At 38.9% G+C, this 24,350-nt stretch carries 21 protein-coding genes; 7 read left to right on the plus strand and 14 right to left on the minus strand.

From position 1 onward, the window contains the following. Window positions 1-15 precede the first annotated feature (15 nt). Complete coding sequence (locus DK924_RS13655) at window positions 16-1,383, minus strand: MFS transporter (RefSeq protein ID WP_109875448.1); 1,368 nt, start codon at window positions 1,381-1,383, stop codon at window positions 16-18. A 163-nt stretch (window positions 1,384-1,546) separates the two neighbouring features. Between DK924_RS13655 and uvrA the strand changes: the two genes are divergently transcribed. Further along, entirely contained in the window at window positions 1,547-4,372 is a 2,826-nt protein-coding gene (gene uvrA, locus DK924_RS13660) for an excinuclease ABC subunit UvrA (RefSeq protein WP_109875493.1), read from the plus strand. A gap of 25 nt (window positions 4,373-4,397) precedes the next feature. Further along, window positions 4,398-5,459 carry a hypothetical protein gene (locus DK924_RS13665; protein ID WP_109875449.1) on the plus strand — a complete coding sequence of 354 codons (1,062 nt, stop codon included), beginning with the start codon at window positions 4,398-4,400 and terminating at the stop codon, window positions 5,457-5,459. A gap of 145 nt (window positions 5,460-5,604) precedes the next feature. Here DK924_RS13665 and DK924_RS13670 read toward each other — a convergent pair whose 3' ends face one another. After that, window positions 5,605-7,749: a transcriptional regulator gene (locus DK924_RS13670; protein ID WP_075170531.1), complete on the minus strand. Its 2,145-nt coding sequence runs from the start codon at window positions 7,747-7,749 to the stop codon at window positions 5,605-5,607. A gap of 282 nt (window positions 7,750-8,031) precedes the next feature. Between DK924_RS13670 and DK924_RS13675 the strand changes: the two genes are divergently transcribed. After that, entirely contained in the window at window positions 8,032-8,382 is a 351-nt protein-coding gene (locus tag DK924_RS13675; RefSeq protein WP_109875450.1) for a hypothetical protein, read from the plus strand. Between the two features lie 27 nt (window positions 8,383-8,409). Further along, window positions 8,410-9,330, plus strand: coding sequence for a TraB/GumN family protein (locus tag DK924_RS13680; protein WP_054202538.1), 921 nt, complete (start codon window positions 8,410-8,412; stop codon window positions 9,328-9,330). Between the two features lie 121 nt (window positions 9,331-9,451). Here the strand turns inward: DK924_RS13680 and trpS are convergent, their stop codons facing one another. The 3 genes from trpS to rpe are packed head-to-tail and all read right to left on the minus strand — an operon-like array spanning window position 9,452 to window position 11,838. Beyond that, window positions 9,452-10,456, minus strand: coding sequence for a tryptophan--tRNA ligase (gene trpS / locus DK924_RS13685; protein WP_010390450.1), 1,005 nt, complete (start codon window positions 10,454-10,456; stop codon window positions 9,452-9,454). Between the two features lie 33 nt (window positions 10,457-10,489). Then, window positions 10,490-11,155, minus strand: coding sequence for a phosphoglycolate phosphatase (locus DK924_RS13690; protein ID WP_109875451.1), 666 nt, complete (start codon window positions 11,153-11,155; stop codon window positions 10,490-10,492). Next, window positions 11,155-11,838, minus strand: coding sequence for a ribulose-phosphate 3-epimerase (gene rpe / locus DK924_RS13695; protein WP_010390446.1), 684 nt, complete (start codon window positions 11,836-11,838; stop codon window positions 11,155-11,157). The genes DK924_RS13690 and rpe overlap by 1 nt, the downstream gene beginning before the upstream one ends. 275 nt (window positions 11,839-12,113) lie before the next feature. Between rpe and DK924_RS13700 the strand changes: the two genes are divergently transcribed. Together DK924_RS13700 and DK924_RS13705 are read left to right on the plus strand one after the other, a co-directional pair. Next, window positions 12,114-12,413, plus strand: a complete 300-nt coding sequence (locus tag DK924_RS13700; RefSeq protein WP_010390444.1) for a hypothetical protein — start codon at window positions 12,114-12,116, stop codon at window positions 12,411-12,413. 3 nt (window positions 12,414-12,416) lie between these two features. Beyond that, complete coding sequence (locus tag DK924_RS13705) at window positions 12,417-12,602, plus strand: DUF2970 domain-containing protein (RefSeq protein WP_041709648.1); 186 nt, start codon at window positions 12,417-12,419, stop codon at window positions 12,600-12,602. Here DK924_RS13705 and DK924_RS13710 read toward each other — a convergent pair. The 9 genes from DK924_RS13710 to DK924_RS13750 form a co-directional block, all read right to left on the minus strand. Continuing rightward, entirely contained in the window at window positions 12,565-13,416 is an 852-nt protein-coding gene (locus DK924_RS13710; RefSeq protein WP_010390441.1) for a Dam family site-specific DNA-(adenine-N6)-methyltransferase, read from the minus strand. The two genes, DK924_RS13705 and DK924_RS13710, sit on opposite strands and share 38 nt — an antisense overlap. 53 nt (window positions 13,417-13,469) lie before the next feature. Continuing rightward, window positions 13,470-14,786 carry an AAA family ATPase gene (locus DK924_RS13715; protein WP_109875452.1) on the minus strand — a complete coding sequence of 439 codons (1,317 nt, stop codon included), beginning with the start codon at window positions 14,784-14,786 and terminating at the stop codon, window positions 13,470-13,472. Next, window positions 14,787-15,857: a 3-dehydroquinate synthase gene (aroB, locus tag DK924_RS13720; protein WP_109875453.1), complete on the minus strand. Its 1,071-nt coding sequence runs from the start codon at window positions 15,855-15,857 to the stop codon at window positions 14,787-14,789. A gap of 29 nt (window positions 15,858-15,886) precedes the next feature. After that, the gene (aroK, locus tag DK924_RS13725; RefSeq protein ID WP_008466255.1) at window positions 15,887-16,405 is read right to left on the minus strand and encodes a shikimate kinase AroK; all 519 of its coding nucleotides are present in this window, start codon (window positions 16,403-16,405) and stop codon (window positions 15,887-15,889) included. A 493-nt stretch (window positions 16,406-16,898) separates the two neighbouring features. After that, on the minus strand, window positions 16,899-18,989 hold the full coding sequence (locus DK924_RS13730; protein ID WP_109875454.1) for a type IV pilus secretin PilQ: 2,091 nt from the start codon (window positions 18,987-18,989) through the stop codon (window positions 16,899-16,901). After that, window positions 18,976-19,512, minus strand: a complete 537-nt coding sequence (locus DK924_RS13735) for a pilus assembly protein PilP (RefSeq protein WP_010390432.1) — start codon at window positions 19,510-19,512, stop codon at window positions 18,976-18,978. The genes DK924_RS13730 and DK924_RS13735 overlap by 14 nt, the downstream gene beginning before the upstream one ends. After that, window positions 19,512-20,114, minus strand: a complete 603-nt coding sequence (locus tag DK924_RS13740; protein WP_010390431.1) for a type 4a pilus biogenesis protein PilO — start codon at window positions 20,112-20,114, stop codon at window positions 19,512-19,514. The genes DK924_RS13735 and DK924_RS13740 overlap by 1 nt, the downstream gene beginning before the upstream one ends. Further along, window positions 20,104-20,676, minus strand: a complete 573-nt coding sequence (locus DK924_RS13745; protein WP_109875455.1) for a PilN domain-containing protein — start codon at window positions 20,674-20,676, stop codon at window positions 20,104-20,106. Before DK924_RS13745 ends, DK924_RS13740 begins: the two co-directional genes overlap by 11 nt. Continuing rightward, window positions 20,664-21,743: a pilus assembly protein PilM gene (locus DK924_RS13750; protein WP_010390429.1), complete on the minus strand. Its 1,080-nt coding sequence runs from the start codon at window positions 21,741-21,743 to the stop codon at window positions 20,664-20,666. Before DK924_RS13750 ends, DK924_RS13745 begins: the two co-directional genes overlap by 13 nt. A 131-nt stretch (window positions 21,744-21,874) precedes the next feature. Here DK924_RS13750 and DK924_RS13755 point away from each other — a divergent pair, with 131 nt between their 5' ends. Next, entirely contained in the window at window positions 21,875-24,349 is a 2,475-nt protein-coding gene (locus tag DK924_RS13755; RefSeq protein WP_109875456.1) for a penicillin-binding protein 1A, read from the plus strand. Window position 24,350: the final 1 nt, after the last annotated feature.

A 24,350-nucleotide genomic window follows, 5' to 3' on the forward strand; every position in this document is an offset into this window, starting at 1 on the left:
CATCTCCTATAAACGTTAGATTAAACCAGCCACTCTTCGGGCTTGGTCTAGGTCAAATTCTTTATCATTAATCTTTAAGTAGCTTCGACTTTCATCGCGAACTACGGTTGCTTCTATTACGCCGGGTAAAGCAACTAACTGAGAAGCTAGTGTTTGTGCCTGCTCTTCAGAATCTAATTGGGTCGTTAAACTAATAACTTTGCTTTTCGGTGGGACTTGCATTTTCCACGCAATAATAAGCCATATTACCCCAACAAGTGCCGCCGCCGCAAACACAGCTTGCGTACTGGTGGTTTGTGCTACATACCCACCCAACATACCGCCTAAAAAAGCACCTAAGAACTGGCTAGATGAATACCCACCCATAGCGGAGCCCTTTTGGCTTGCAGGCGCAATACGAGACACAAGAGCCGGCATAGTGGCTTCTAAAAAGTTAAAAGCAACAAAATATAACAGCATACAAACCGCAATGCCAACAACGCTATTGGCCCATATCGACATACTTAACATACTGACTATTAAGACCATCACTGAACCAATAAAGGCTTGTTTTTCTTTCTCTTTTTTAATTGCCACTATCATTACTGGCACCATCAAAAAAAACGCTAAAAATAAAACCGGGATATAAAGCTGCCAATGGTTTTCAGCCACAAGTCCATCTTTAATTAGTTGACTTGGCAATACTACAAAAATAGTCGTCAATGTTAAATGCAGCAATAATACACCTGCATTTAGACGCGCAAGCTGCGGATGTTTAATTAGCTTTTTAATGTCACTAAAGCTGGCAAGTGTATCGCCTTTAGGGGCTTTATTTATTGCACTAGGCACCAGCATAGTGACAATAAAAATTCCTAATACAGCCAGTATAGCAGTTAACCAAAACACTCCGGCTATACCCCATGAAGCTGCCACAATTGGCCCAAGTAGCATAGCGAAGGCGAAGCTCATACCTATGCTCATACCAATCACTGCCATGACTTTTGGTCGTTGTTCGTCACGGCTTAAGTCTGATGCAAACGCTAATAGTGCGCTGGCGATAGCACCCATACCTTGTAAGGCACGTCCTACCGTCACCATTTGTATAGACTCGGCCAAAGCAGCAATCACTGAGCCTAAAGCAAATACAAGTAAACCACCTACAATCACTTTTTTACGGCCAATTTTATCGGATAGTCTTCCCATTGGGATTTGTAATACGGCCTGCGTTAAACCATACGCACCAATTGCAAAACCTATCCATATAGGTGAAAAGCCTTCAAGCGATTGACCATAAATAGCTAAAACAGGCATCAGCATAAACAAGCCGAGCATTCTAAATGCAAACACACTCGCTAACGATACGGCGGCGCGTTTCTCTCGTGAATTAAGTGAAGATGCGGTCATTATTTGCGTGATCTTACTGTGTGAAAAAATTAGGCAAGGATTCTATCACAAGCTTGGCAATAATTAATCGTCTATAACTAAGGATTTTTTCAATGATCAAGGATTAATATTGCAGCGTATTATGCGATACTGGACAAATAATTTTGGCAATAAACGAGATAGCATGGAAAACATTGAAGTCCGAGGCGCCCGCACGCACAATTTAAAAGACATCAGCCTAACCATCCCACGTGATAAACTAATTGTTATCACTGGCTTATCTGGTTCAGGAAAGTCATCACTTGCATTTGATACGCTATATGCAGAAGGGCAACGCCGGTATGTTGAATCACTCTCTGCTTATGCAAGGCAGTTTTTGTCATTAATGGAAAAACCTGACGTAGATCATATTGAAGGCCTTTCCCCTGCTATTTCCATTGAACAAAAGTCAACCTCGCATAATCCCCGTTCAACCGTAGGAACCATTACTGAAATCTACGATTACTTGCGTTTAATGTTTGCACGGGTTGGCGAACCTCGCTGTCCAACTCATGATCTTCCTTTAGCAGCGCAAACAATTAGTCAAATGGTCGATACCGCATTAGCGCTGCCTGAAGGCACTAAGTTAATGCTACTTGCCCCTGTTGTTAAAGATCGTAAAGGTGAGCATGTAAAACTATTAGAGCAACTTGCCAGTCAAGGTTACATTCGCGCTCGTATAGATGGTGAAGTATGCGACTTATCCGATCCACCACCGCTAGATTTACATAAAAAGCATACTGTTGAAGTCGTGGTGGATCGCTTTAAAGTCAAAGACGGCCAGCAACAACGTCTTGCGGAATCATTCGAAACGGCACTTGAAATGTCAGGCGGCGTTGCCAACATTGCTTTTATGGACGATAGCAGTGCTGAAGAAATGCTGTTTTCAGCAAATTTTGCCTGCCCAACCTGTGGCTATGCGATGACCGAACTTGAACCGCGTTTATTTTCGTTCAATAACCCTGCAGGAGCTTGTCAAAGCTGTGATGGTTTAGGCGTAAGACAATACTTTGACCCGAATCGCGTGGTTCATAACCCTGAAATAAGCTTAGCCGGCGGCGCAATTAAAGGCTGGGATAAACGCAGTTTTTACTATTATCAAATGTTGCAAGCGGTTGCACAGCATTATGAGTTTGATTTAGATGTTCCTTATCAAGAGCTTGCAAAAGAACATAAAAAAATTATTTTAGATGGCTCTGGCGATACTAAAATTGCATTTAATTACCGTAATGACCGCGGTGATTTAATTACACGTAATCATGTATTTGAAGGCGTGTTAAACAATATGAACCGCCGCTACCGTGAAACTGAGTCAAACTCAGTGCGTGAAGAACTAGCCAAATATCAAACCAGCCAAGCCTGCCCTAGTTGTAAAGGCTCACGTTTGCGCCAAGAAGCACGCAATGTATTTATTGGTCAAACTAACTTGCCAACCATTACGCATATGAGTATTGGTGAGGCGATGAGCTTTTTTGAAGGTTTGCATTTAACTGGGCAAAAAGGCCAAATCGCCGAAAAAATTCTAAAAGAAATTCGCGACCGGTTATCGTTCTTAATAAATGTAGGCCTAAATTACTTATCACTTGAGCGCAGCGCCGACACACTTTCTGGAGGCGAAGCACAACGTATTCGTTTAGCGAGTCAAATTGGTGCTGGGTTAGTGGGTGTTATGTATGTACTGGATGAACCTTCAATTGGTTTGCACCAACGTGATAACGACCGTTTATTAAAAACTTTAGTTCATTTACGCGATTTGGGTAACACCGTTATTGTTGTAGAACACGATGAAGACGCCATTCGTGCCGCTGATCATATTATTGATATTGGCCCAGGTGCTGGCGTACATGGCGGCCATGTTATTGCTCAAGGTACACGCGATGATATTTTAGCAAGCAAAGACTCGGTTACCGGCCAGTTTTTATCCGGCGTGCGTAAAATAGAAGTACCTAAAGAGCGCCATGCTACTAACGATAAATGGTTAGAGCTGTTTGGTGCTACTGGTAATAACTTAAAAAATGTTGATTTAAAAATACCTTTTGGCTTAATGACCTGTATTACCGGTGTATCTGGTTCGGGCAAATCTACACTCATTAACGATACCTTGTTTAAACTTGCCCACACTGAACTCAACGGTGCAACTACTGCAGAAGCAGCTCCTTATGGGTCAATTGCAGGACTTGAGCACTTTGATAAAGTAATTGATATTGACCAAAGTCCTATTGGCCGCACACCGCGTTCAAACCCTGCCACTTATACTGGTATTTTCACTGGTATTCGTGAGCTATTTGCAGGTACCCAAGAAGCCCGTTCACGTGGTTACAAAGTAGGTCGCTTTAGCTTTAATGTTAAAGGTGGGCGTTGTGAGGCATGCCAAGGTGATGGCGTTATTAAAGTAGAAATGCACTTCTTACCAGACGTATATGTACCGTGTGATGTGTGTAAGGGTAAACGTTATAATCGCGAAACCTTAGAAGTACAATATAAAGGCAAAAACATCAACCAAGTGCTCGACATGACCGTTGAAGATGCCCATGACTACTTTGATAAAATACCGGCTATAGCACGTAAACTTAAAACCCTAATGGATGTTGGACTTTCCTATATTCGTTTAGGCCAAGCCGCTACAACACTTTCTGGTGGTGAAGCACAGCGAATTAAGTTAGCACGTGAGCTCTCTAAGCGTGATACTGGAAAAACATTGTACATTCTTGATGAGCCAACCACGGGACTTCATTTTGCTGATATTGAACAGTTATTAGTGGTGCTTCATCGCCTACGCGATCATGGCAATACCATTGTAGTAATTGAGCATAATTTAGATGTAATAAAAACTGCCGATTGGATCGTTGATTTAGGCCCTGAAGGTGGTGCTGGCGGCGGTGAAATACTGATTGCAGGCACACCAGAAGAAGTGGCGGAATGTCAGCGCTCACATACTGGGCACTATTTAAAACCGCTATTAAATAAATAGCGGTAATACACTTTGAGGAAAGCCGGTGTTAAGGTATTTAAAAGTTGCAAAATGGCGTGCTAATAAACAGTTTAAGCAACGGCAAAAAAGCTGGCAACCACACCAAATTAAACTGCTGAGTCATATAAAAAGCATATGGTTTAACCTTAACACCGCGCAAAAGCTTTACCTTCTTGCACTTATAAGTTTAGCTATTTTTAAGTTAACTTGGTTGTGCGCCAGCATCACCATTGTTGCACTAATCGTAGAGTTTTGGCCCAAGTTTAATCAGCTCTGGAATTCACTCGCTGGCAAAGCACTTATTTTGGTATTTTATGCCAGTATTGCTAACTTTGTTCTAGCAGGTGCAAGCGGTATAGTGAATGAAGTAACGCAAGTATCAGCTAATCATTTTAACTACACCCACAACTTTGCCACTTTATTATATTTACCGCCTTGGACACTGGGGATAACCCTAGCAACCTTACTCGGCTTACAGCTTATTTTGCCATTTTACATCATCGTTTTACTGCTTATAAAACCCTTTGGCTCTGATCGTATTAAATTTATCAGTCAAAGCTATTCGCCGCTTCTCACTGCATTTACGCGCTTTTTTTTAGCTACTGTGGTGTTTGTAAGTTTAATCGCGTTCATTGATGACAAACCGCCTGAAAAAGTATTAAACGACATAGTAAAGAATTTTGAAAATAGTAAGTCTATTGCGAATAAGTCACCCGCAGAACAGGAACAAGCAATAGAAGAGTTAAGTGAACAGATAGAAAAAAAACTTCCCTCTTCAGACAATGACAAAACTCAGACAAAAACATTTGGTATTCGCTTAGAAGGCGAAGACGATAATACCCAGACAGTTAAGCAGTTTTTAGATACTAAAGGCTACTTTGAGCGCAGTAAACGCTTAATTGCTATGTTTGCCTATAGTTATGAAGCAGATAGCTACTCTCGCTGTAAAAAGTCAAAAGAGAGTAAGTCAATTGAGCTCAATGATTACGAAATTGTTGAAATAACGCCTGATCAAAGTATGCCTTATGGCTATCAATTTATAGTTAGAGCCTGTGAATCTGCCGGTATTTCAGCTACAAAACATTAAAATACAAAAATGCCGCTAAATTAGCGGCATTTTTATATCTGCAAAAAAACAGGCTTATGGGCGTGGAATAAACCCAACCGCATCATAAACTGCTTTTAATGTTTTCTCAGCACGGGCACTGGCTCTCTCTGCATAATGAATAGCGCTATTCGCCCCAACTAATTTGTACTATTTGCATATCTTTATACTTAGATCCCGTAAATAATATTTCATTGCTTTCGTTTACCTCAAAACCAATAGCTCGAAAGTCCACGTGTGTATCTTGTATGGTTTGATCTTGTAAATTTAGTCTAGCGATTCTTGAAATAGAATCTGAATAATAGAAATAGTCTTTACTGATCCCATATGCAACTGACTTTTTGGCATTTTTAGGTAATTCCCAGCTTTGCCTATCGGATAAGCGAATTAACTGATTATCGTTGGTTACGTAGCCGTTACCTTTACTATCTGAAATGAGTTTATTCGCTTTTATTCCTTCTATTACATGGGTATCACGAGTTAGTAAATTAAACTCTGCCAATATATTTTTTGTACCAAGGCGCTTAATATAAATAATGCTTTCGTTATTTTTTGACCAAATATAGCTTACTATTTCATGTTTATTAAATTCTTCTAATGGATAAATTTTTTGAGTGTTTACGTCATAAAATAAAAAGCTTTTATTTTTTATGAACATTATGCGCTGCTTATTGGGAGAAGCTCTGAGCATTCCTAATGCAAAAGTCGAAGGGGCATCATCATAATTAAAAAAGCTGAGTTGCTTTGTAAAACCATTTTGAGAGAGCCATAATTGACTGCTGCCAGAACGCTCAGATACAAAAACATGCGCAGGCCCTTCTTTATTAACTATTTCAATAATGTTGTAGTCGTCTTTATCACTTTTATAGAGCGTTTCATATTTAGGTGTATCGCCAAAAGGGTCTGTTACTTTAATTAGCGAGTATGATTGGGTTTTATTCTCTGAATAAAAAAGACTATTGGCAGAGTGCACTGCTATATAATAAGGAGTTATATTTGGGGTTACTGTTAGTGTATTTTTAACAGTGTTTTTTTCATCAAATATAATGGTTGAAAGCTGTGTTCCTTCAAATACTATTATGCCTTTATCGTCTGCAAGCCAGTCAAACGCGAAGCTAATTATACTTTTCTTTGCTTTAAATAAGCGCTTGGTTTCGTGGGTTTCAAAGTCGTAACTAAATACAGAAAAAGGCTTACCCTTTTGACTAAGTATATACGCTATTTTATTACCAGATTGAGATAAACGCGGCATGATCGCGCCGTACATTACACCTGGCGGTGGGATCACTATAAACTCTTTTTTAAGTTCTAAATCAAATTTATATAAGCCTGAACCATCATGCTCATTTTTATATTCGGTGTAATAAATATGCTCACCACTTTCGTCTACTTGCGCATAACCTGTGTATCTAAAGTCACACTTTTTAATAGAGGTAGCCTCCCCTATAACAGGAAACTGGCTTAGATCAACGAGTACCATTTCACACTTTTGTTGTTTTAAATTGGTAGCTTGTAATAACACTGAGTGCTGATTTAATTGCCACGATAAAATAGATACCTGAAAGCCAGGATAGGTAATTTCAACTTCTCTTTGATCAGATAGTCGCTTTACAAATGCATGCATTACGTCATTTTCAGGTTCTATATTGGTGTAAGCTAAATATTGTTTATCTGAGGATAATTCAGGGTGAACTTCACTACCTATATTCCACGTGCTTGCTACCTTATTAACCGTGATCTGTTTAATCTTTTCGCTAGAAGGTGCATTAATAAAAAACAACCCTAACCATACTAAAAAGCACAGACAAATAATGACGACTAAAGAATAGATCAAAAACTTTTTACTATTCGTTCTTTGAACCGGTTGAGAAGTAGTTGCAGTCACTACCTCTTCATTTTTGGCAAAAAAATCCGGTGAGTCAGGCAAAAAGTTTGCAGGCTCTTCAAAAACGCTTGTTTGCGTTAAACGCTCTGGTATTACGGTTAGACTGTAACCTTTACGGTAATGAGTTTTTAAAAGCGGTGCTTTTTCAGTTGGGTGGGCAAGCTGCTTTCTTAACTCTGAGATTGCACGGTTAATCGCATTATCATCAACAAAGCTCTGTTGCCACACACTTTCAATAAGCTCTTGTCGAGAAACAATATGTTGAGGCTTATTTATAAAGTGCAGTAATAGCTTTACTAAAAGTGGGTCTAATTCTCTTTCCATATTGTTTGAAGTAATCACACAGCGATTACTAATAAATTGCCAAGGTCCGATTTGATAATTCATAGTTTTACATATTTTTATTTTTCAACAACCCTACCACAGGTACACTTTTTAATATAGCTAGGTTAATTTAAAACCTTATATTCACAGATAAGGTTTGTGATTAACCCTCTAATTTAAAACAACAAAAAAAATAAAAACCTTATAAATAAATCACTCACAACTAGATAAGCGACTCTAGATAAATTTAGCGATATTCTTTAAAACGTCATCAACAAGCAGCTTACTAAACACGACTTTTTAATAGTAATTAAGCTGACTTTTAAACATAAAAAAGGTTTCATTATGAATAACGCAACTAAAAAAGTATTACCCGTAATTTTATTAGCAACAGTATTTAGTACAGCCTCTGCAGTCGCTACAGAAAGTAAAAACAACACGCTACTAAACAATTCAGATCAATGTGCAGCGGGTGAAATAGTCATCAATAGCAATCAAATAATTTATGCTACCAACACTGACTCACTCATCAAGCATGAAGTAAATACTGAAACATTATTTACTAGTATAGAGAACCAAATTGCAACCGACTTTGAATCGTCCATCAACAAGATGAACTCAAAAATTGATAGTAACCTTTCAAAAATAACGTCGTCACTAACAACTTATATAAGCACTATTTTAACCAATCAATAATAAATAAAATTACATTAAGGAAGTGTTATGAATACATTTACTAAAAAAGTTCTTTCAGCAACCGTATTATTGAGCGGCTGCTTATTAGCAACGACTGTACAAGCACAAAGTTCAGTGTGGCAAGTGAGTAAAGGAAATGACTCATTATTTATTGGCGGCACAGTACACATTTTACCTAAGTCAGAGATGCCTCTACCAGTGGAGTTTAACCACGCCTATAAGCAAGCAGATACGATTGTATTAGAAGCACCAATACCTGATCCTAGCGATGCACAAGCACAAATGAAAATGTTGAGCGCACTATCTTATGAAAATAATGAAACATTGAGCCAAAAGCTAACTCCAGAGGTAAAGCTCGCATTAGAAAAAAAGCTGGCTGAATTTGGTGCAAACCTAACTAAATTAGATAACTTTCGTCCTGCAATGGTTAGTATTGTGCTGATGTCGATGGAGCTGCAAAAACAAAATTTAATGGGTGAAGGCGTTGACGCTTACTTTACTAAAAAAGCGACCTCAGATAATAAAGAACAACAATACTTAGAGACTATGGCGTTTCAGTTAGAGTTATTTAAGACTATGGGTGAAGGTAGCGAAAATGACTTTATCAAAAATAATTTAGCTGGGTTTGATAATTACGGTGTGATGTTTAAAAAATTACTCTCAGCTTGGCGTAAAGGTGATACGCAATCGCTCTACACAGTAGCACTTGAACCGATGCAAAAAAATGATCCTGCAACTTATAAACAATTAATGACTGATAGAAACAATAACTGGTTAGTTAAAGTGGAACAAATGTTTAACAACGATAAAAGTGAATTCGTACTTGTGGGAGCAGGCCACCTCGCCGGAGAAGATAGCTTACTGACATTACTTGAAAATAAAGGCTACCAAGTATCTTTAGTTGATATTAACAATACAACTTTCAAAACAATCGCTAAGGCCGAGTAATGGATAAAACAGACAAGCAAGCATTGTTACTTTTGTCTATATTTAGCTTTTTAATGTTAATCAGCGTAATATAAAAAATGCCGCTAAATTAGCGGCATTTTTGTATCTGCAAAAAACAGGCTTATGGGCGTGGAATAAACCCAACCGCATCATAAACTGCTTTTAATGTTTTCTCAGCACGGGCACTGGCTTTCTCTGCACCCATTTTCATAATGTCATTTAATAACGTTTGGTCTTCACGTATTTCTTTAAAACGAGCCTGAATTGGCTCTATCATGCTGACAACAGCTGCTGCGGTGTCTTTTTTCAAGTGACCATACATTTTATCTTCGTATTCAGGGACTAGCTCTTCAATTGAACGCTTAGTCGCAACACTTAATAAGGTAAGTAAGTTAGAAACACCTGGCTTTTCACTACGATCAAAATAAATGCGTGCTTGTTCGTCTGAGTCGGTAACCGCTTTTTTAAGCTTTTTCTCAATCTTTTTCGGCTCGTCTAACATCATAATAAAACCATTTGGGTTTTCATCAGATTTAGACATTTTCTTCAGCGGATCTTGCAAGCTCATAACTCGCGCACCAAACTCAGGAATATAAGGTTCTGGCAGCGTAAAAATGTCGCCATATACATTATTAAAACGATTCGCAATATCACGAGTTAACTCTAGGTGCTGCTTTTGATCTTCGCCAACTGGTACTTTATCAGCTTGGTATAATAAAATGTCAGCTGCTTGCAAAGCTGGATAAGCAAATAAACCCACATTAATATTATTTGCATGCGTTGCCGACTTATCTTTAAACTGGGTCATGCGATTAAGCTCACCCATTTGCGCATAACAGTTTAATACCCAACCAAGTTGTGCATGTTCTGGCACTTGAGATTGAACAAATAATGCCGCTTTTTCTGGGTTAATGCCACACGCCGTATATAAAGCAACACCATCTAAAACGCGAGCACGTAATAACTCAGGGTCTTGGCGTACAGTAATTGCATGTAAGTCGGCAAGCATAAAGTAGCTATCATATTCTTCCTGTAGCTTAACCCACTGGTTAATAGCGCCAACATAGTTGCCTATTGTCATACCACCGGTTGGCTGCATGCCACTTAATACTACTGGTTTACTCATGATTTTCCTTTATTTTTACTTAATTTGAAATGCTTAACGCTGCGTTAGTGTCGGTATTATAGCTAAGAAGTTATCGCATAGGTACTGTGGATTATAATCCCCTAGCTGCTCTCCTTGATGATACCCATAAGTAAGGGCTATCACATCAATACTAGCAGCTTGTGCTGCCAGTATGTCACTCTTTGAATCACCGATCATAATGGCTTTATCTGGCGAAATATTCAATGCATTACAAGCAAATAAGAGTGGCTCAGGTGACGGTTTTTTTGCCATGTCGTCACCGCAAACAATTACTTCAAAATGACTGCGAATAGCCAGTTTATCTAAAAGTAGTTCAGTAAAGCGGCGTGCTTTATTGGTAATAAGTGCTTTGGGCATACCACTAAGGGCTGCGAGTCCAGTTTCAACATGCTGATATAATACGCTGTATTCACCAACCTGCTCACTATAATGTTGATAAAAAAGCTTAATAGCTCGTTCACTTAATGCTTCATCAAGGTGTTCACTAATTTGCATATCACCGCATAGAGCTCGCTTTACTAACACCTCTATGCCATTACCTACCCAGCTTTCAACTAATCGCTGACTAACTATGGGAAACGCTAAATCACTTAGCGTAAGATTTAAGGCCATATATAAGTCATACACGCTATCAACTAGCGTGCCGTCTAAGTCAAATAGTGCAGCATCATATTTCATTATTTAATACTTTCTAATTGTTGGCGCATTTCATCAATTACGCTTTTATAGTTAGGCTGATTAAAAATAGCAGAGCCTGCAACAAACATGTCAGCCCCCGCTTCAGCCGCTGCAGCTATGTTATCTACTTTAATACCGCCATCAACTTCTAAACGAATATCACGCCCTGAATCAATAATGCGTTGCTTTGCCTCTCGCAGTTTTTCCAGTGTTTGTGGAATAAAACTTTGTCCACCAAACCCAGGATTTACTGACATTAATAAGATCACATCTACTTTATCCATCACGTGATCGAGGTAACTTAAACTTGTTGCAGGGTTGAACACTAAGCCAGCCTGACAGCCTTGATCTTTTATCAATTGCAAAGTACGGTCAATATGCTCACTGGCTTCTGGATGAAAGGTAATAATTGATGCACCCGCCTCGGCAAATTGTGGAATTAAGCTATCTACCGGTTTTACCATTAAGTGAACATCAATAGGGGCTTTAATCCCATAATCGCGAAGTGCTTTACACACCATTGGGCCTATTGTTAAGTTAGGGACATAATGGTTATCCATTACATCAAAATGGACAACATCAGCTCCTGCAGCTAACACTTTGTCGACATCTTCACCAAGGCGTGCAAAATCTGCAGATAATATTGAGGGCGCTATTAAGTATTTTTGTTCACAGTTGAGCATCGCTAATCCATTAATGAATAATTTATGGCGTTAATGTAACTTAATTAACGATGTTACCCAAGTAACACCTTTAAAAAATAGCGCTAAGATAGCAACACCAATGACAAACTGTCTTTAACTATAACAACAGTTAAGCTGCGTGAGCTAAGAAGGATAAAACATGCTTATAAAAAATTCTGCGGTATGATTAGCTGTGAATATAACTAAAAATAAAGTGTATTATTTAAGCGATTTTTGTTATGCTTCGCGAAGAACTAAATTATTAGGTTTATATTATGCGTGCTTTTAAAATTGGATTATTAATCACGTCGGTAAGTGTCATTATTGGAGCAGCGTCGCTTTCTTCAAATACGGAGCAAGAATTAAGCTCTGCCAACACTTGTTTTCATAAAGAGCAAACTAACGCTATCAATCATAGCGTAAACCGCTGTATTCAAATTGAAGAAGATTCCTCATGGGCTTCTTGGTTAACCGGCGATAGCCGCAGTGCACAGTTCCATTATCTAGACTTCCTAGAGTTATTAACAGGTACTGATGACAATCACAAACCCTCTTCAATCAAACCATTATTTTAATTAATGCAGCACTTTTTAAGCGCGTTACAAAGTGTGCTAGCTGCATTTTTTGGTGTGCAATCCGAAGATAAACGTCAAACAGACTTTAAACACCACTCCCCTATTACTTTAATTGCTATTGCCGTGGTACTTTTTGTATTATTTGTGTTGGCTATTTACGCAACCGTGACTTCGGTGCTAAGTACATAGCCATTAGCTCATCGACTTTATTTCGTGAACCGCCTTTTGGGCTAATCGTGCGTTTAACCTGAATTTTATCCAAAGAAGCTTGGCTGTAAATTTTGCGTGTCCATACCGTATCGTGATTTGAAATAAGGACCGGCGTATTATTCTCAAATGCCGCTTGCTCAGCTAAGTTCGCTAAATTAGCCTGGTCATCCAAATTAAACCCGCCTTTTGCATACGAAGTAAAGGATGCGGTTTTACTTAATGGCACATAAGGCGGATCACAATAGATCACTGCATTATTAGGCACCAGTTTGAATACATCATCATACCCTAGGCAAGTAAATGTAGCCTGTTGCGCTTTGCTAGCAAAAAAGTACATTTCTTTTTCAGGAAAATAAGGCTTTTTATATTTACCAAAAGGCACATTAAAAATGCCCTTTAAGTTATAGCGGCATAATCCGTTATAACCATGGCGGTTCATATATAAAAATAAGATGGCTCGCTCATATACATCGCTGCTTTGATTAAACTGCACGCGATAATCATAATACGCATCTGAGTGGTTGTTTAAATCAACAAAAAGCTTTTTGGCATCACTAATAAACTCATCAGGCGAACGCTTGAGCTCTTTATATAAATTGATTAAATCAGCATTAATATCGTTAAGTACATAGTGTTTAAAATTGCTATTTAAAAACACTGAGCCCGCACCAACAAAAGGTTCAACCAAAGTATCTGCATGCTTACTTGCTTGATTTAGTCGCGCGTTAATATCTTCAACGAGGCTGTATTTTCCGCCAGCCCACTTAAGGAAGGCTCTACTCTTTTGCTGCATTGGCTCTTTACTTCAATTCGGTGTTGCGCGATTTTACACTAAAGTTACTGAGTTTACTGATCAACTCGTGCAATTTCTTGTTTTATTTTACTAATTTTTTTATAGAAAGGTTTATTTTTTCTAACCCCTGCAGGAAGCCCTTGCAGTGCTTGCTTCGCCTCATTTAAGTTAGCAAAGCTACCTGTAGTTACTACCCACCATATTTTACCATTTCGTTTAGTTTGGTATGTATTAGTAATACTTTTTAGCTTATGTTTAGCAATAAACTCATTACCTACCTGCTGCTGAGTTACGGCTAAGAGCTGAATAACAAAATTATCCTCAGGTTGTTGTAAGTACCAATTACTGGGTATTTTTACTATTTGGTTTTGCGACTTTGTTTGTGCAGGTTTAGTAATCGGTTTTTCTTCAACGGGTTTTAATTCCGGCTTTTCCTGCTCAACAACAATCGTTGATTCCGTTAAGCTCTCGACAATCGCTGGAACATTATTATTGGTGGTGTCTTGAGTGGGCTTTTGAATGACAGCCGCTGACGGCTCACTACTTACAGGTGGTATAAGTTGCTGTGGTTTATTTTTAATAGCTTGCTCAGTTGTAATAGCGGTTGATAGCACTTGCTCATCAATTTGACGATTAGCATTTTCCCACCACTGGGTCATATCGGCTTTGTATACAAGACCAATAATCAACAGCATAATTATCAATAATAATGTGAGCAGCTGTAAGCGCCAAGACACCTTATCTTTAACGACAATATCAGCAACCTGCTCGCTTGGCTGCCAGGCTAACAACAGACTCGGGTTACCTTGAGCTTCAACTAAAAAGGTTTGAAAGACAGGATCTTCATCATAAGGTAAGCTCGTAAAATACCATCCCATAAGCTGCTTACTTTCAACTGTATTTAATGGCTCTAAATGTATATTTACTGCATCTTTAAAGGGTAGTTTAGACTGCGATGCAATCATAATATAAAGTACATTAGGTGCATTTTTTGATAGTAGCTCAAGCTCTGCGATTAGCTCTTCAGATAAGTGTCTGCCGCCATCAATAACCCACAAACACGCCCCACATTGTAGCTGTTGCGCTAATTGATAATAGTTTTGCGATAAGCTTAGGTTGTGATCAATTAAAGGGGCATTAAAACTTTGCTCTAATAACTGAGTCATTAACTGCACATCAGTCATCTGTGCGCTTACTTGCACAAATGCTTTATTAAAATCGTTATATTTATCAGTAATGAAGGTTTCAAGCAAATAGCTTTTACCTAGACCAGAAGTACCCAATAAAACAATTAGGTTTTGACCATATTCAAATTGTAATGCGATTCTATCCACCAAAGCCGCACGGCTTGGTAAAATTTGTGACTGCATTTATTGCTCGATCAACGCTCTAACTTGATCATCAGATACATCATCAACTAATGCACACTGACCAAATTTGGTGGGTAAAATAAATCGGATAGTCCCTTTTTTATTCTTTTTATCTTTGCGCATATGCAGTAAAAATTGCTCACTAGTCATATCGCTAGGGATTTCGATTGGTAAATTATACGCTGCTATTAATATGGTAATACGCTCTACATCTTGCTGTGTTAAGTCGTTACGAGTATGAGCAAGCTTGGCAGCAAGCACCATACCTGTTGCCACAGCTTCACCATGTAACCACACGCCGTAGCCCATTTGCGCTTCTATAGCATGGGCAAATGTGTGCCCTAAATTTAACAGCGCACGCAAGCCTTGCTCTTTCTCATCTTGTGCAACGATAAGCGCTTTAATTTCACAGCATCTAAAAATAATATGCTGTAAACAGGCTTCATCTAACTGTTGTAATTGAGCGATATTTCGCTCTAAAAAAGCAAACAACTCAGTGTCGTAAATTAGGCCATATTTAATAACTTCAGCCATGCCTGCAGCAAACTCTCGGGTAGGTAAAGTATGTAGAGAACGCGTATCTATAAACACAGCCTGGGGTTGATAAAAAGCCCCTATCATATTTTTACCTAACGGGTGATTTACTGCTGTTTTGCCACCAACTGAAGAATCGACTTGAGATAATAACGTGGTAGGAATTTGGATAAAAGGCACACCGCGCTGATAACAGGCAGCAACAAAACCAGTTAAGTCACCAACTACGCCACCACCTAATGCAATTAAACAGGTGTCACGACCGCAATTATTTTCAAGTAAGAATGCTGATATTTTTTCAAACCAGGTAAGCGATTTATATTGCTCGCCATCTGGAATAATAAAATGAAGTGGGTTTAGCTGTGCTAATGAGTCAAGCAACTGCTGAAGATAGAGCGGTGCAATAGTGTCATTAGTAATGATGATAGGCCGACAATCACCAATATGATGGATTAGACGGCCTGTATCTTGAAGTGCAGATTGACCAATATAAATAGGATAACTTCGCTCGTCTAAATTAACAGTTAATTCAAGCATGCTGGGTTAGTCCTTTTTAATACTGGCTTTTAAAAATCCAATTTCTCGATTATTTGGTTAGCAACAACTTTCGCGCTCTGCTCATCAGTGCGTACAACAAAATCAGCTACTTCTTTATATAATGGTTCACGCTCTTCTGCTAAGCGCTCAAGTACATCACGAGGTGCTTCTTCTGTTTGCAGTAATGGGCGACGCTTGTCGCGTTGCGTACGTGCAACTTGCTTTTCAATCGGTGTCTCTAGGTATACAACAATACCGCGAGCCGAAAGCTTGTTTCGAACTTCTTTACTCATTACTGAGCCACCACCAGTAGCAAGAACAATACCTTGCATCTCGGTTAAGTCACCAATAACAGATTCTTCACGAAGTCTAAAGCCTTCTTCACCTTCAAGATCGAATACCCAGGCAATATCTGCGCCCGTGCGACGTTCGATTTCTTGATCAGAATCAACAAATTCAAGGTGTAATTGGTCAGCGATGTGACGACCAATCGTGCTTTTGCCAGCCCCCATGGGGCCAACTAGAAATATATTACGTTTCTCAGCCATATCTTTTAGTACAAACGAACTCTAAAATTTGAAATAAAACCCCGCCTAACGACCTGGCCCCAAAATTAAGAAAGGGATTATCTCAGTAATCGGTCGGGTATTTCAAGTCAATTAGGATAAAAAGCCATATAACGAGCAATTAAACTAAATAATTACCCATTGGTTAACAAAAAAGCACCTTATTATAGGCAAGTTTATCTTCTAGGGTTAAAATTTATGCAATTAAAGGTTACTACGTGTTACTTAGTAAGTGCTTTTGTATAGTAATTTCAAAAAAACTCAGTCACAAACAACATAAACGTAGTCTTAAAATGCATCCGCAGTACAGTACACAATATAAAATTATATACTGCCTAATTGTACATTTACAGGGAGTGTTCACACCAACATAACTAAATACCAATTCCATCTAGTTTGTCGTTCAGCCTAGATAGTTTGAGTAACCAAAGCCCTGAAGAGTCAATCTGTCTCAAGCAGCACTCAGGTTAGGTAATTAGTCTATTTGAATTTTAGGTGTGACAAAAATCAGCAGTTCGCGCTTTTCATTAAACTCGCTTGTGCTTTTAAATAGTCTTCCTACGTAAGGAAGGTCGCCCAATAAAGGTACTTTTTTGGTCGAATTAATAATTTGCTGTTGGAAAATACCACCCAACACTACCGTTTGTCCATTCTCAACGAGAACTTGAGTCTCAATTTGTTGCGTATCAATAGCAACAGCAGGACCAGTTCCTGTTTGAACAGTATCACCACGGGTATCTTGAGTAATTATTAAGTTTAAAATAACTTTGTTGTCTGGTGTGATGTGAGGTGTTACCTCTAGGCTCAACACTGCCTTTTTAAAGCTTACAGTTGTTGCGCCACTTGAAGCAGATTCAACATATGGGATCTCAGTACCTTGCTCAATACGCGCTTTTTGCTGGTTAGCAGCGGTGATACGCGGACTAGCAATGATTTCACCCTTATTTTCTTCTTCGAGCGCAGTTAATTCTAAATCAATTAACGTTCCATTAGCTAGTTTAGCTATATGCATACCAATACTTGCCGATGGATTTGCGACAGGTAAATTAACGTTGAGTCGATCTGAAAGGCTAGGAATATTTCCATTAGAAATAGTTTCAGCGCCTTCTAATGTACCAGAAACACCATCAGAGCCTTGTTGATCACTGAAGCCCCAACGAACGCCTAAGTCTTCGGTTACATTATCACGAACGGTTACCATACGCGCTTCAATAACCACTTGTTTGACCGGTATATCTAAGGTTTCGACCATGCGGCGAACACTTTCAATGCTTTTTGCCGTGTCTTTCATTAATAGCGTATTAGTACGTTGATCAACAGACACACTGCCTCTCGCTGTAATAATGCTATTGGTATCTGTTTTTAATAAGTCAGCAAAATCTTCTGCTTTGGCGTAATTTAAACGGATGTATTCACTATACAGTGGCTCTAAATCTTCAACTTGTTGCTTCGCTTTTAACTCTTTTGCTTCACGGGCAGCAAGCTCTTCAGATGGCGCCACCATTAAAATAGAACCATCCATACGTTTGTCTAAGCCTTTTATTCTTAGCACGACGTCTAATGCCTGATCCCAAGGAACCCCATCTAAGCGAAGGGTAATGTTGCCAGTTACTGAGTCACTTGTTACCAAGTTAAAATCATTGTAGCCCGCAATAATCTGTAACACGGCGCGAACAGAGATATCCTGAAAATTAAGCGTCATAGGGCGGCCTAAGTATTCTTTGCCTCCATCTAAAAATCCATTTTGAGTCTCGTCTTTCTCAACCGTTAAGGTAAAAATATTTTCGATTTGCTGATACGTGTAAGCAAAAGCTTTATTAGGTTCAATTACAATGCGTGTCAGATTATCTTCCTTAAACGTTTCTATACTGCTCACTACAGTACCAAAGTCGAGTACGTCTAATTCATACAATAAGTCATCTAAAATATCGGTATGATGAAACTCTGCAATGATTTTCCCGCCACTTTCATGAACCTCAATAGCAGCCTGTGTATCTTGCAGGTAAACAAGTACTTTTGCTTCACCTTTTTCACCGCGGCGAAAATCAATTGCTTGAATGCCATTAATATAATTAGAGGTATAAGCAGGTGTATCTTCACTTGTTGTTACTATTTGCTCTGTTAGAGGATTATCAGATATTCTTATTGAAACTAAATTGTTGTTTACCTCAGTCTCATATATTTTTAATCGCTCCAAATTAATGGTTACCTTTAAACCCGCGCTGGTCATCATGCTGCTGATGTTACTTATTCCTGCTTGGTTAATAGCAATATTTGCCAACCCTTCATCTAGTTCAACAGCATTAAATAATAGCTCTATACGTGCCGGACTATTAAAAACTTGTACCTCAGGTTGTTGCTGTAACTCTTCATCAAATACTAGCTGTAATTCGGTTTCACCTTTAAGTAATGGATTATATCGAACATCATAGAGTAAAGGGGCTGCACTGACTGTTTTCGTAATTAGTAATAAAAATACAAATAGCAACGTCGTTAAAATACGGTGATGCGAACACTCAGCTTTGTGCATATAGGGAATACCATTTTTCTTATTAATTTGCGCCATTAGTTGCCGCCTCTAACATTTCTAATTTGGTCAAACGTTCTTTCCAACAACCTGACCCATCAGGGATTAATTCTACTAATTCAATATAGTCACTATTAACACTGCTTACTTTTCCATCATAGGTACCTAAATAGCTCCCTATCGATACTCGGTGTAAGGTGTTATCAGCAGCTGTAATGAGCGCCCATGTCTTGCCGTTCGATCCTATTGTGCCCTTCATTGATAAATTATCTAATGGGTACTTCTCCAGAGGTTGACGAACACGTTCTGGGTCTGGGTGAAGACAGTTTTTAACTTGTGTTAGCTTATTTTGTATAATTTCTGGTTCTGGTGCTACAAAAGGGCTACGTATATCTTTGGCGTTATATTCAAAGTGCTCAAATTTAACTAACTCAGGTATTTTTTCTACACGTGCAGTAGTGTTTGCCTTAACCTGATCAATAAATTCTTTTTGCTCAGATGTATCTTCATTACAGCCACTGAGCAACAATATTGCGACAGTTAAAAAGGGAAGTTGCTTCATCATCTTACCCCCTCTTCATAACGATAAGTTTTTGCTACTACACTAAATGTTAGCTGCTTTTCGCCAGATGATAAAATAGAAAAGTCGTGTAAACTTACTATTCTTGGCAATTGAGCCACTTTTCCTACAAATTCACCAAACTCATGATAAGTGCCTACCACTTCAATTTTAATGGGTAGTTCGGTATAGAACTCTTTTTCAACTTCTGGTAGCCAACCAATTTTTAAAAATGTTAAGCCGCTGGTTGTCCCCACATAGGAAAGGTCATCTAATAATCCTGGCGTCTCATTTGAGGTAGGTAGACGTTTTAATAGCTGAGAAAACTTATCTTCCATCTCAACCATTTGTTCACGATAGATATCGAGCTTACTGGCAACTGCATATTTAGTTCGATAAGTTGTGCGTAATTCTATCTCTTTGGCAACCGCGTTATGGTAGCTTTCTATCTCATCTGACACTAATAAGCTGTAGCTAAAAAACAATACGAGACAAGCAACAAAAGAGCAGCATATTGCTTTTACAATAACTGGCCACTCGCCTATATTATCAAGCTCTATTTCATTCCAATCTATTTCTGAAAACGACTTAAAATCAAGGTTCATTACGTACCTCACCTATTCTGTCAAATGGTTTTACGTAGAACTCCATATTAAAATCGCTGAGTAAACGAGAAGACTGCTCACCTGCAACAATACCTTGCATTGTCGGGCGCTCTAATAAATAAGAACTTTGTACCTGTCGAAGCATAGTGGATAAACGATTATTAGACTCACTTTTACCTAATACATGAATTTGACTACCTTTACGCTCAAGCTTGGTTAAGTAAACCCCGGCAGGCACTATTTTTGCCACTTCATCCATTATTTGCGTGCCTAAATTTCGGCTGCTTTGTAGTTCTTCAATTAAACGCATACGTTGTTGTAGGTTTTCTTTTTTTTTGTCTAAATCACGTATATCGCGAATTTTTTGATCAAGCATTGTAATTTCTGAGCTGAGGTAGTTATTTTTTAGCATTTGTCCTTCTTTTAGACCGCTATAGAATGTACTCAGCGCATACATAGTTACAAAGCAAGCTATAACCACGGCCATCAGCAATGTAATAAATTTCTTTTTAGACTGCTCACGCTGTAATTCACGCCAAGGTAGTAAATTTATATGTGGCATGATGAAAAACTCCTCAACGCCAGGCCGGTCGCAATTGCAAACTGAGTGCGGTGGCGCTGTATTATATTACGATCTACTCTAGGTGATATTTCCATTTTATCAAATGGTTCAACAACAACCGTATGTATCCCTAATTCTTCAATTAATAACCTATCAATACCTTTAATCATGGCAGAACCGCCAGTCAGTACGATATAGTCCAACTGCTCTTTACCCGTTGTGGTTAAAAACATTTGTACAGCACGACGAACTTGCTGCAATAGCGAGGTTTGAAAAGGCGCTAACACTTCAAATGTATAATTAGGAGGTAAATCACCCGTTGTTTTACCAATTTCAGCCTCATCAAAGCCTTTATTGTAGTAAGCAACAATACTATTTGTGTATTGGTCACCACCAAATACTTGGTCGCGGGTATAAATTGTTTCACCAGATTGCACTACACTGACTAAGGTAAGCACTGCACCTATATCAACTACCGCAACGGTCTTATCAAACGCATCAGATGGGAGCTGTTGATAGTAAACATCCATAGCCCTACTTAATGCATAACTTTCAACATCCACTACTTTGGCTGTTAAATTTGCAGCACTAAGTGCGCCTACTCTCGCTTCCACACTTTCCGTTCTCGCTGCAGAAAGTAGAACATTAATTTTGCTCGGATCGGCACTGTTAGTAGAGAGTTTTTCAAAATCTAAACTGACTTCATCTAATGGATAAGGAATCAAACTATCGGCTTCAATCTCAATCTGTGACTCTAATTCAGCGTCGCTTAAGGAAACATCCATGAAAATGACTTTGGTAATCACTGTTTGCCCTGAGACAGCAACAGCAGCAGACTTTAATGACTTTGGTAGTTTTCGTTTTAACTTGGTTATCACATTGCCAATTGCTTCAATATCTTGAATGTTACGCTCGCTCATAGCGCCTTTTGGCATAGGTTCAATTGCAAGTGCCTCTAGTCGAAGCCCAGTTTCTGTTTCACTTAAAAGCACGGCCTTGATAGAGTGCGATCCTATATCAATACCCACCATCATAGGCGATGGTTTTTTTATCAATTGACTTAGCATGTTTGAAACTTTGCCTTTGTTTTAATAATAAACAAGTTATAATTTATATCTTAAAAAATATTATTCAATTTTTAATCAATATATACTAGCAGTCTCAACCTGTAATTGGGAGTCCGTTTAGGGAATTATCAGTGATTTTATTAAAAAGAACTTTACAATTTTTGATCATTTGTGCATTACTTGCACTAATTACATTGCTTAGCCTTTATTACTACGTTAAATCCGATATTCCAAGCGTACAGGTTTTAAAAAACGTTCAATTACAAACGCCTATGCAAGTATTCACCAAAGATGGGCTCCTAATCAACCAATTTGGTGAAAAAAGACGTATCCCTGTAACTATAGACCAAATTCCTGAGCCTTTATTACAAGCTTTTTTAGCAACAGAAGATAACCGTTTTTATGACCATATCGGTATCGATCCAATTGGTATTGTACGCTCAGCACTGGTACTGATTTCTACCGGTGAAAAAAAGCAAGGTGCTAGTACAATCACGATGCAGTTGGCTCGTAACTTCTTTTTAACGCGAGAAAAAGCCTACATTCGTAAGGTAAAAGAAATATTTATTGCCATCCATATCGAAAATTTACTTTCAAAAGATGAAATCTTTGAACTTTATCTGAATAAAATAGAGCTAGGAAACCGAGCCTTTGGTATTGGTGCAGCTGCTCAGGTTTATTATGGTAAAGAGCTAAAAGAGCTTACTCTTGCACAAATGGCAATGATTGCCGGTTTACCCAAAGCGCCTTCAGCACTTAACCCTATTCGTAATCCAAAGCGAGCCAAGGCCAGAAGAAATGTAGTGTTAGGGCGAATGCTAGATGAAAAATATATTTCTAGAGCGCAGTATAACGAAGCTACGAGCCAGCCAATTACCGCCTATTTCCATGGGGCTGAAATTGACTTATATGCGCCATATATTTCAGAAATGGTACGTGCTGAAATGGTATCGCGCTACGGTATAGATAAAGCCTATAACTCTGGATTTAAAGTGTATACTTCTGTTGAGTCAAATATTCAACAGGCGGCACAAACGGCTTTGGTTAACAATTTACATGCCTATGATATGCGCCATGGATTTAGAGGTCCTGAAGCCATTTTATGGGATCCACAAACAGAGCCCACACCTTCTGATTCTAAGTTATTAAACATTTTAAAAGAGGCCAATGAACTAGGCCCTCTAAAAGCCGCTGCAGTTTTAAATGTATCAGACAAAAGCGCGGAAGTAATACTTAAAAGCGGCGAACGCACAACATTGACTTGGGATAATCTAAAGTGGGCACGTAAGTTTATCACCCGTTATCGCCAAAGCTTTGCTCCTGAAGCAGCAAGCGATATATTAACGCCTGGCATGCAAATATGGCTGCGTAAAAATGATGACAACAGCTATATTTTGAGTCAAATCCCTGAAGCTGCAAGCGCCATTGTGTCTTTAGACCCACAAGACGGGCGTATAAAAGCCATTGTAGGCGGTTACAGCTTTGAACAAAGCCAATATAACCGTGCAGTGCAAGCTAAACGCCAAGTTGGCTCTAATATTAAGCCATTTATATACTCTGCTGCACTTGAAAAAGGCTACACCTTAGCGTCAATTTTAAATGATGCTCCTATAAATCAATGGGATAAAAGCCAAGGTGTCGCATGGCGACCTAAAAATAGCCCTGCCATTTATAATGGCCCTATTCGCATTCGCCGTGCTTTAGCACAATCAAAAAATGTGATTTCGGTACGTTTATTACGTGGTGTTGGCTTGCAACGTACAGCCGATCATTTACTTAAATTTGGCTTTGCAAATGAAGATATAAATCGCAGTGAATCACTGGCTTTAGGTAGCGCATCTATCACTCCAATAGAGTTAGCTCGTGGCATGAGTACTTTTGCCAATGGCGGCCACTTAATCGAACCTTACTTTATTTCAGAAATTCAAGATGCCATGGGCAACACCTTATTTAAAACTAACCCGACTGTAATTTGTGATGATGAAGCGACAACGCCTAGCTCGCTAATGCTAAGTGAGCACGTAGCACCAAATTGCGCGCCGCAGATTATATCTAAACAAAATGCATTTTTAATTGCCAGTGCTATGAACAGCGCAATTTGGGGTGGTGGTAGCTGGTCTCATAAAACAGGTTGGAGTGGCACAGGATGGCGTGCACAAGCGCTCAAACGTCGCGATCTGTCAGGTAAAACAGGCACCACGAATGACTCTGTAGATACTTGGTTTAGCGGCTTTAATCGCGATGTGATGACCTCTGTTTGGGTTGGCTTTGATAACCCTGGTAATACGTTGGGACGCTCAACCTATAACAATAACTTAGGAAGTGGGCAAATATCAGGCGCAGAATCAGGTGCTAAAACAGCTCAGCCTGCATGGGTGGATTTTATGAAAGTCGCACTGGATGGTAAACCTGCGGCACCTATCGAACCGCCTGAAGGGTTGGTTTCTATTCGTATTGACTTAGAAACGGGGCTATTAAGTCATAAAAACGATTACACCAGCCGTTTTGAATACTTTGAAAAAGGCACCGCTCCCACGAAGTATGTGTTATCACAACCAAATGATATATTTGAAGAAAACACTAAAACTGAAGAAGAGCTATTTTAAA

The organism is Pseudoalteromonas sp. meg-B1 (genome assembly GCF_003173795.1).
Classification (GTDB): Bacteria; Pseudomonadota; Gammaproteobacteria; order Enterobacterales; family Alteromonadaceae; genus Pseudoalteromonas; species Pseudoalteromonas undina.

Coding starts and splice junctions, on each gene's coding strand:
- DK924_RS13655 (WP_109875448.1), bottom strand. CDS start 1,383: ATGACCGCATCTTCACTTAATTCACGAGAGAAACGCGCCGCCGTATCG.
- uvrA (WP_109875493.1), top strand. CDS start 1,547: ATGGAAAACATTGAAGTCCGAGGCGCCCGCACGCACAATTTAAAAGAC.
- DK924_RS13670 (WP_075170531.1), bottom strand. CDS start 7,749: ATGAATTATCAAATCGGACCTTGGCAATTTATTAGTAATCGCTGTGTG.
- DK924_RS13675 (WP_109875450.1), top strand. CDS start 8,032: ATGAATAACGCAACTAAAAAAGTATTACCCGTAATTTTATTAGCAACA.
- DK924_RS13680 (WP_054202538.1), top strand. CDS start 8,410: ATGAATACATTTACTAAAAAAGTTCTTTCAGCAACCGTATTATTGAGC.
- trpS (WP_010390450.1), bottom strand. CDS start 10,456: ATGAGTAAACCAGTAGTATTAAGTGGCATGCAGCCAACCGGTGGTATG.
- DK924_RS13690 (WP_109875451.1), bottom strand. CDS start 11,155: ATGAAATATGATGCTGCACTATTTGACTTAGACGGCACGCTAGTTGAT.
- rpe (WP_010390446.1), bottom strand. CDS start 11,838: ATGCTCAACTGTGAACAAAAATACTTAATAGCGCCCTCAATATTATCT.
- DK924_RS13700 (WP_010390444.1), top strand. CDS start 12,114: ATGCGTGCTTTTAAAATTGGATTATTAATCACGTCGGTAAGTGTCATT.
- DK924_RS13705 (WP_041709648.1), top strand. CDS start 12,417: ATGCAGCACTTTTTAAGCGCGTTACAAAGTGTGCTAGCTGCATTTTTT.
- DK924_RS13710 (WP_010390441.1), bottom strand. CDS start 13,416: ATGCAGCAAAAGAGTAGAGCCTTCCTTAAGTGGGCTGGCGGAAAATAC.
- DK924_RS13715 (WP_109875452.1), bottom strand. CDS start 14,786: ATGCAGTCACAAATTTTACCAAGCCGTGCGGCTTTGGTGGATAGAATC.
- aroB (WP_109875453.1), bottom strand. CDS start 15,857: ATGCTTGAATTAACTGTTAATTTAGACGAGCGAAGTTATCCTATTTAT.
- aroK (WP_008466255.1), bottom strand. CDS start 16,405: ATGGCTGAGAAACGTAATATATTTCTAGTTGGCCCCATGGGGGCTGGC.
- DK924_RS13730 (WP_109875454.1), bottom strand. CDS start 18,989: ATGGCGCAAATTAATAAGAAAAATGGTATTCCCTATATGCACAAAGCT.
- DK924_RS13735 (WP_010390432.1), bottom strand. CDS start 19,512: ATGAAGCAACTTCCCTTTTTAACTGTCGCAATATTGTTGCTCAGTGGC.
- DK924_RS13740 (WP_010390431.1), bottom strand. CDS start 20,114: ATGAACCTTGATTTTAAGTCGTTTTCAGAAATAGATTGGAATGAAATA.
- DK924_RS13745 (WP_109875455.1), bottom strand. CDS start 20,676: ATGCCACATATAAATTTACTACCTTGGCGTGAATTACAGCGTGAGCAG.
- DK924_RS13750 (WP_010390429.1), bottom strand. CDS start 21,743: ATGCTAAGTCAATTGATAAAAAAACCATCGCCTATGATGGTGGGTATT.